Origin of the sequence: Anaerobiospirillum sp. NML120511 (assembly GCF_023050955.1) — a bacterium.
GTDB lineage: Bacteria > Pseudomonadota > Gammaproteobacteria > Enterobacterales > Succinivibrionaceae > Anaerobiospirillum.
Genome location: NZ_JALKIK010000027.1, coordinates 63,252 through 69,287 on the forward strand (window position 1 = coordinate 63,252; position 6,036 = coordinate 69,287).

At 52.6% G+C, this 6,036-nt stretch carries 4 protein-coding genes; 3 read left to right on the plus strand and 1 reads right to left on the minus strand.

Going from position 1 to position 6,036, the window contains the following annotated elements:
- Nucleotides 1-50 precede the first annotated feature (50 nt).
- The 3 genes from MXE39_RS08525 to MXE39_RS08535 all read left to right on the plus strand — a co-directional run bounded on the left by MXE39_RS08525 (nucleotide 51) and on the right by MXE39_RS08535 (nucleotide 3,687).
- Nucleotides 51-1,058: a DUF3261 domain-containing protein gene (locus MXE39_RS08525; RefSeq protein WP_246978167.1), complete on the plus strand. Its 1,008-nt coding sequence runs from the start codon at nucleotides 51-53 to the stop codon at nucleotides 1,056-1,058.
- Between the two features lie 637 nt (nucleotides 1,059-1,695).
- Nucleotides 1,696-2,391, plus strand: coding sequence for a hypothetical protein (locus MXE39_RS08530; RefSeq protein WP_246978168.1), 696 nt, complete (start codon nucleotides 1,696-1,698; stop codon nucleotides 2,389-2,391).
- A 999-nt stretch (nucleotides 2,392-3,390) separates the two neighbouring features.
- On the plus strand, nucleotides 3,391-3,687 hold the full coding sequence (locus MXE39_RS08535) for a hypothetical protein (protein WP_246978169.1): 297 nt from the start codon (nucleotides 3,391-3,393) through the stop codon (nucleotides 3,685-3,687).
- A gap of 506 nt (nucleotides 3,688-4,193) precedes the next feature.
- Here MXE39_RS08535 and MXE39_RS08540 read toward each other — a convergent pair.
- A complete protein-coding gene (locus tag MXE39_RS08540; protein ID WP_246978170.1) occupies nucleotides 4,194-5,903 on the minus strand; it encodes a hypothetical protein in 1,710 nt (569 codons plus the stop codon).
- Nucleotides 5,904-6,036: the final 133 nt, after the last annotated feature.

Genomic DNA, 6,036 nt, shown 5'->3' on the forward strand with positions numbered 1-6,036 from the left:
GTAAATCACCAGGCTTCTCCGGAAACAAAGTGATATCACTACAACAAAGAATGAAAAGAAACTCTCTTTTATGGATGCTGTGTATCAGCACAACTCTTGTTTTTCCATTATTAAGCGGCTGTACAGCTGCCCAGCGCCCTGATCCGCAGGTGCAGGCCGCCCGCCCCACCGCAGCTACAGCAGGGCGCACTGCTCCCAACACTCAGGAGTCACCCGAAGGCCAGCTGCGCTACGGCCGCATGACTGCCGCCCAGCTGCGCAATGAAGAAGGCCCGGTAATCAGCCTGGGCAACGGAGCCTACAATGCCCATAAGCAGGTGCCGTCAGCCCAGGTAGCACCGGCAGCCCCAGGCTCAGCAGCTCTGCCTGCAGTGACCGTAGAGCCGGCCATGGATCAGGTCCAGTCCTGGGCTAATCAGCCGGCCTTGCAGCAGTCCCCGGCACAGCAGCCTGCACGGTCTACAAGTCAGGGACGCAGTCAGACCTTGGGGACCATGCCAGCTCACAGCAGGGCTGCCGCTGCTGCAGCACCAGGCCATGGCCAGGGCCCGGGCCAGGGCCAGAGCCGTACTTACTGGCCGCTGCTTGACCGCAGCGTCAGAGTAGCTCTGCCACCGGCATCAGTTATTCCTCCTCAGGAAAGCCGCCAGGTACTGAACCTTAGCTATGGGGCGATCAATCAGAGTATTGATGTGCTTTTCCGTGCTGATGGCCAGCGTCTTTTAATGGCAGGTTCAGCTCCTCTGGGCATTAAGCTCTTTACAGCCCGTTATGACAGCAACGGTATTCATACCAGCATGCTTGTTGAGTTCAAGGGACTGCCCCGCCCTGAGCAGGTACTGCTTGATGTCATGCTCTCTCTTGCTCCGGCCGACGCATGGAGCACAGTGCTGCCCCCGGGCTATGCCGTAACTGACAGAGGCGGGGACCGCATTGTCACCAACAGTAAGGGCCAGGCTATCAGTATCATTTCCTATGCTGATGTGGGTGGCAAACGCAAGCCCGTACGTATGGTCAACAAGGTCTTTGGCTATCAGATAAATATCAGCTACCGCTAAGCCCGATCCAGTCCCCTGGCTCACCTGGCAGTCATGGCCAGGAGCACGCTGACTGCCGGGCAGCCCGTGCTGCGGCCCAGCTGCTCTGCCCGGTCGAAAGGGCCAGCAGAGCCGCACAGCCTTGCAGCCATGGCTGCAAGTAAATGCACAGCCCCATACGGCGGCTCTTAACAGGTGACTGCAGTTTGCTGAGCCAAGGCAGCGCAGGGGCGCACGCTGCGCTGGCAGCACAGGCACCACAGCCAGCACAGGCGGGCTGTCAGCCAGGCTGTCATCAGCCTCACAGGCGAAAAATTAGCGTTTTGTCAGCCGCGCAGGCCTGACATTTTTGGTAAGCTAAATCAGGCAGCTCAAAGACATTGCCGTAAGAAAGGCCAGCGCTTGACCATGCCATGGCATGAGGCCACGGACGCCGACATGGCTCAATGCCAGTACCTGCTGGCAGGCATCAGGCGGCCAGGCCAGGGCATGATTTACATGCTCCGTACAGGGGCTGATGGCCGTACAGGCTCAGGCCGCAGTCAGGCTCAAGCCAGAGCCTTGCTTAGGCCATGGGCTGGCCGGGCGTCTGGGAGCAGGGGCCGCCATCAGACATTACTGAAAGTTTTCATATTGATAAGAGGAATGAGGAAAGGATATGAACGGCAGGATCGCGACATTTGATAACAAGAAAGGTGAGGGTCGCCTGCAGGGTGATGATGGTCATATCTACTGGTTTAACCGTGACTGCATTGCCCGTGAGGAAGAGTCTGACCTGCTGATGATGGATGTCGAGGTATCCTTTGAGACTGGCGAAATTGAGGTCAAAAACCGCCGCAGCGGCCAGATGGAAAAGCGTCAGGCGGCTATCGAGGTCAAGGTGCTCAATCCTGAGAGCCTTGAGGATCTCAATGTCTACTATGCCGAGCCTCCAACCTTCCTGTACGAAAAAGAAGACCTGGTAGAGGGCTTTGACGTGCTCGACCGTGGCATTTTCGCACTGTCGCGCTCCGAGCGTACCGAAGAGAAGGCCCGTCAGCGTCTTACCCGTGAGGTCATGGAATTTGGCGCCAATGCCCTGGTTTCCTACAAGGTAGATGTCAAACTCAAAAATGCCTTTGGCTTTGGCTTTAATATCTATACCGCTACCGGCGTTCCTGTAGTGCTGGGCCGTCGTGATGACAATGGCGACTTCCGTCGCAGCGAGCTGCAAAACCGCCTTGATCAGACCAAAATCCGCAAGGCTCACGATATCCTCGTCAACACCCGTATTGGCAAAATGGTAGTAAAAGGCCTTGCTGCCCTCCTGCTGCTTATCTTTGCCCTGGGCTTTTTCCTCACCGGCGGCATCTAAAAGCTACCTGCCAACACCATCCTCCGCCACTGCCACCGGACCCATGACCTGGGCAGTCCATGCCAGGACCGCCCAGGCCGCGCGTTGCCTGGCTCAAGCCTGCCTGGCCCTGCAGGCTCTCCCGCCCGCCATGCCGGCCCTCCCGCCGTCCACGCCGGCCCTTCCGGCCGGCCAGCCACAGGCATCACGGCTTGTCCTGCCTCTGGTATCAGGCCAGACCCGTCAGGCCATTGCGTCCCGGGCATCAATTGCAGCTGGGCATTTACTTTACGGGGCCTGACATACCGCCCTTGCTCAAGGTGCAGGCAGTGACACTGCTTTCACCTGTCCAGCCCCATCAAAAGCCAATTCATAAAGTCCGTACTGACCCTTTCTTTCTTATTTACTGCCTTTTACATCCCACTTCAGTCCTTTGTCACAGACAGGTCTTATCCCTTTGCCCGCCGTGCTGTTCTGAAAGACCGCGCAGGGCCGCTCCTTAGCGTACAGGACGAACGCAGCGCAGCGTACCTCATTTTTCCTCTTCTCACAGGCAGGCAGCCACTATGAGAGAGCACCCTGAACTTCACCGATAAGCACCACGTCTGTGAAAGCTAAGGGAATCCTTATCGCCAGCCAATACCTCTGTGACAGGGCGGGGAGCGCACCTGACTCAATGAGCCCACAGCACACCAAAGCGCAGCGCAGCACCCGTCACAGCGGCACATCCTTATCTTCAAACTCACCTTTACGGCCAGCCCATTACTGCAGCCTGCAGCCCGTGGTGCAGGGGCTGCAAGGGGCGCAAGGGCCGCTGCGACTGCGGCGGTACTGGTAATGCAGCAGGGGATATTGCCTGAGGGTGGGGCGGTGGCGTGTCAGGACTGTGTGTCATGCCGGTGGTCGCTGGCGCGGTGAGGGCGACCTGGCTCAAATTCATGATGAAAGATATTGTCAAATACCTGGGCGGCGGTTACTATATAAGCTATCGCTAACTTAAGTAAGGTATGGTTAATTTAAATGACATTAATTAATTACCTGGTAATCGCAGCAATCATTGGAGTCATTGCCTTTCCTTTTTATCTGGGCATGAAGAAGATTATCCGCATGTTCGGCCCGGGCAACTCCTGTGGCTGCGACAGCAATGACTGCGGCTGTGGGGATCATGGCAAAAGCAACAGCAGCTGCGGCTGGAATCCCAACGACAATCATCTGTCCCGTAAGGGCCATGACATTACCGGCATCAGAGGCCCGGTAAAGAGAACTGAGCACAAATGCTCTGAGGGCAGCTGCAACTGCGACCGCAAGGACGACTGACCTGATAATCCTGCCTGACAGCGCAGTGCCCGACCAGAGCCATGGCCAGGCAACACAGCAGATTTCAGGCAGGCAGGCACGGCCGCGTGGCGCTGCTGTCAGGTCCGGCAGCTGACAGACTGACAGCTTACTGTTGCGCTCAGGGCGCATCATTGCCAGGGGCAAGCCCTCTGTTCTGGCAGGGCTTTGTCTGCCATGCTTAGTCTCGTGCTGAGTCTGCCGGGCTCAAGGATGCCATGGTGTGCCAGCATTGCGCCCCCGGGGCAAGGGGATGCCCGGAGGCAGCAAATCGATATCTGGTCATCAGGAACGTGCTGCCATGTTAGTGGTGAAAAGAAAATAAAACTTTCCCAAAATTTAGAACTATGTGCATGCCGCCTTAGTAGGGGGATATGGGAAATTGCTCCGCCTGCAAGACAAAATCCATTGTACAGGCCAAATAACAATAGACAATACTAAATAAGGTACAAAGTTAACCGAATTAATAGTTCCATAGATTAGAACTATCAGCCATAGGCCGCAGCACGAAAGCCCCAGCTGCTGTTGCTGTGCGTCCAGCTGCGGTAGCTGTGGAGGCTGCGATAGAACACGCCAGCGCAAGTGGTGTACGACCACATGCCGCCGCAGCGCAATACAGCGGGGTAGCTGCTCCACCAGTAGGCATACGCATAATCTTTACCAAATTCATTACTAGCGGTGGTTTGATTAACAGCGGGGAAAAGGCCGCAGTATGCCCGATTTATGCCATTGTGATTAGTAAAGAAAGTATTGCCTGATGAATGGCCCCAATATGCGCAATAGCCAGTATTGGCAGTTGCGCCGGCATAGCATGGGGGTGCGCTTTGCCAGTCGTATAGAGTGGTTTGGCCGTCTTGAACGTTGTCTTTAGTAAACTGTGTTATAGAAACACTGTCTTTCATTACCATGAACTTGCCAGCGTTTGAGCTGGCATTACACATGATAACGCCTAAAGCAACCTCTTCTAAAAGGCCGTTCAGGTCAGCAATACCGCATGTCTGGCCGTTATGGGTGGTTCGTTCAAAGTGATTAGCGCCGCCTGTATTGCCTTTTTGAGCGATTTGAGTATCGCTGCATTCGTACAATATTTCTTTGTCGTCAGTATCTCCCAGCGCATTGTTATTGCAGCCTTTAGGATAATTAGCAGTTCCTGCCTCATCATACCAGGCGCAATTGTCTTTAGAAGTTGCATGTAAGCCGTGCACATATGAAAGCATAGCCAAAGCAGAGTACATAAAGCCGCTTGCGCAAGTGCCTTTGTTTTGGGTCATTTTCTTTGCAATTGTAATTGCATCATAAGCAACGCCAGCGCACTCGGTATTTAATTCACTGTCTTTAGACGGTGCATCAGTGCCTGAGCTGGTAAGAGAAATAGCAATAGCGTTCCTAACTGACTTATTGCCCTTGCTAACCAGGTACTTAGTAATGAAAAAGCCTTCTTTAGCCTCGCCTCCGTCAATAAAAGCACGGTGTAAGATGTACTCTGCCTCATTGGCTTTTGTTTCGTTACAGTTAAACTCTGCAAAAGACCTGATTGCAAAAGCCGATGGCGATTTAGCTGTAATGTCGTTGCCTGTTTCAGCCTTGTCAAAGCTATAGCAGAATGCAGGCACAAACACGTATACATTATTGTTGCTATCTACATAGTTGCCAAAATTAGGACTTGTTTGAATGGTTGTTCCGTCCATTACACTTAAGCCTAAATGCTCTAACAGGTGAGCAGGCGCAACACCAACGCCAAAGCCAGCAGTGCCTGGGGTTCCAATGCCTGAAACTGTGCCAGTTTTAAACACTGTTGTAAGTGTTTTGCTTTCGGCAGGGGCTTCGGACCTGGTTCCATAGGCTTTAATGTTTAATGTATAGAAGGTTTCAGCTTCTAAAAGCTTAGGGCATCTAATTGAGGTTAGATTCCTGGTATCTTGCAATGATTCCCAGATGGTTACATTGTTAGAAACGTCCTTAATTTGCCAGTCGGTCTTAGTGTGGGTGAACTGCTGAGGGCCAAAGTTCAAGCTAATGTTAAACGATGGGAACATATAAGCATCAAATTGGCCGCCCTGAATAAATTCAAGTAATACTGAGATGTTTTCATTGATAGTGGCTGGTTCCAGTGGCTGATAATGGTGTTTCATCATTGTCTTCACCATTGCCCTTATAAAACACTTGATATTTAAAATCGTCAATATCACTAATTTCATAAGAGTTACGGCGAAATTATGAATGACATGGTTCAAAAATCAAAAAAATAGTTCATAAATACCTTGACAAATCAAAAATATTGATAATTTTCAGGCATAGAACTTGCTGAAATTGGCTTAAATAAGCTATTTG

Excerpts from the sequence above, each read along its gene's own strand:
- MXE39_RS08525 (WP_246978167.1), top strand. The coding sequence starts at position 51 with ATGAAAAGAAACTCTCTTTTATGGATGCTGTGTATCAGCACAACTCTT.
- MXE39_RS08530 (WP_246978168.1), top strand. The coding sequence starts at position 1,696 with ATGAACGGCAGGATCGCGACATTTGATAACAAGAAAGGTGAGGGTCGC.
- MXE39_RS08535 (WP_246978169.1), top strand. The coding sequence starts at position 3,391 with ATGACATTAATTAATTACCTGGTAATCGCAGCAATCATTGGAGTCATT.
- MXE39_RS08540 (WP_246978170.1), bottom strand. The coding sequence starts at position 5,903 with ATGAAATTAGTGATATTGACGATTTTAAATATCAAGTGTTTTATAAGG.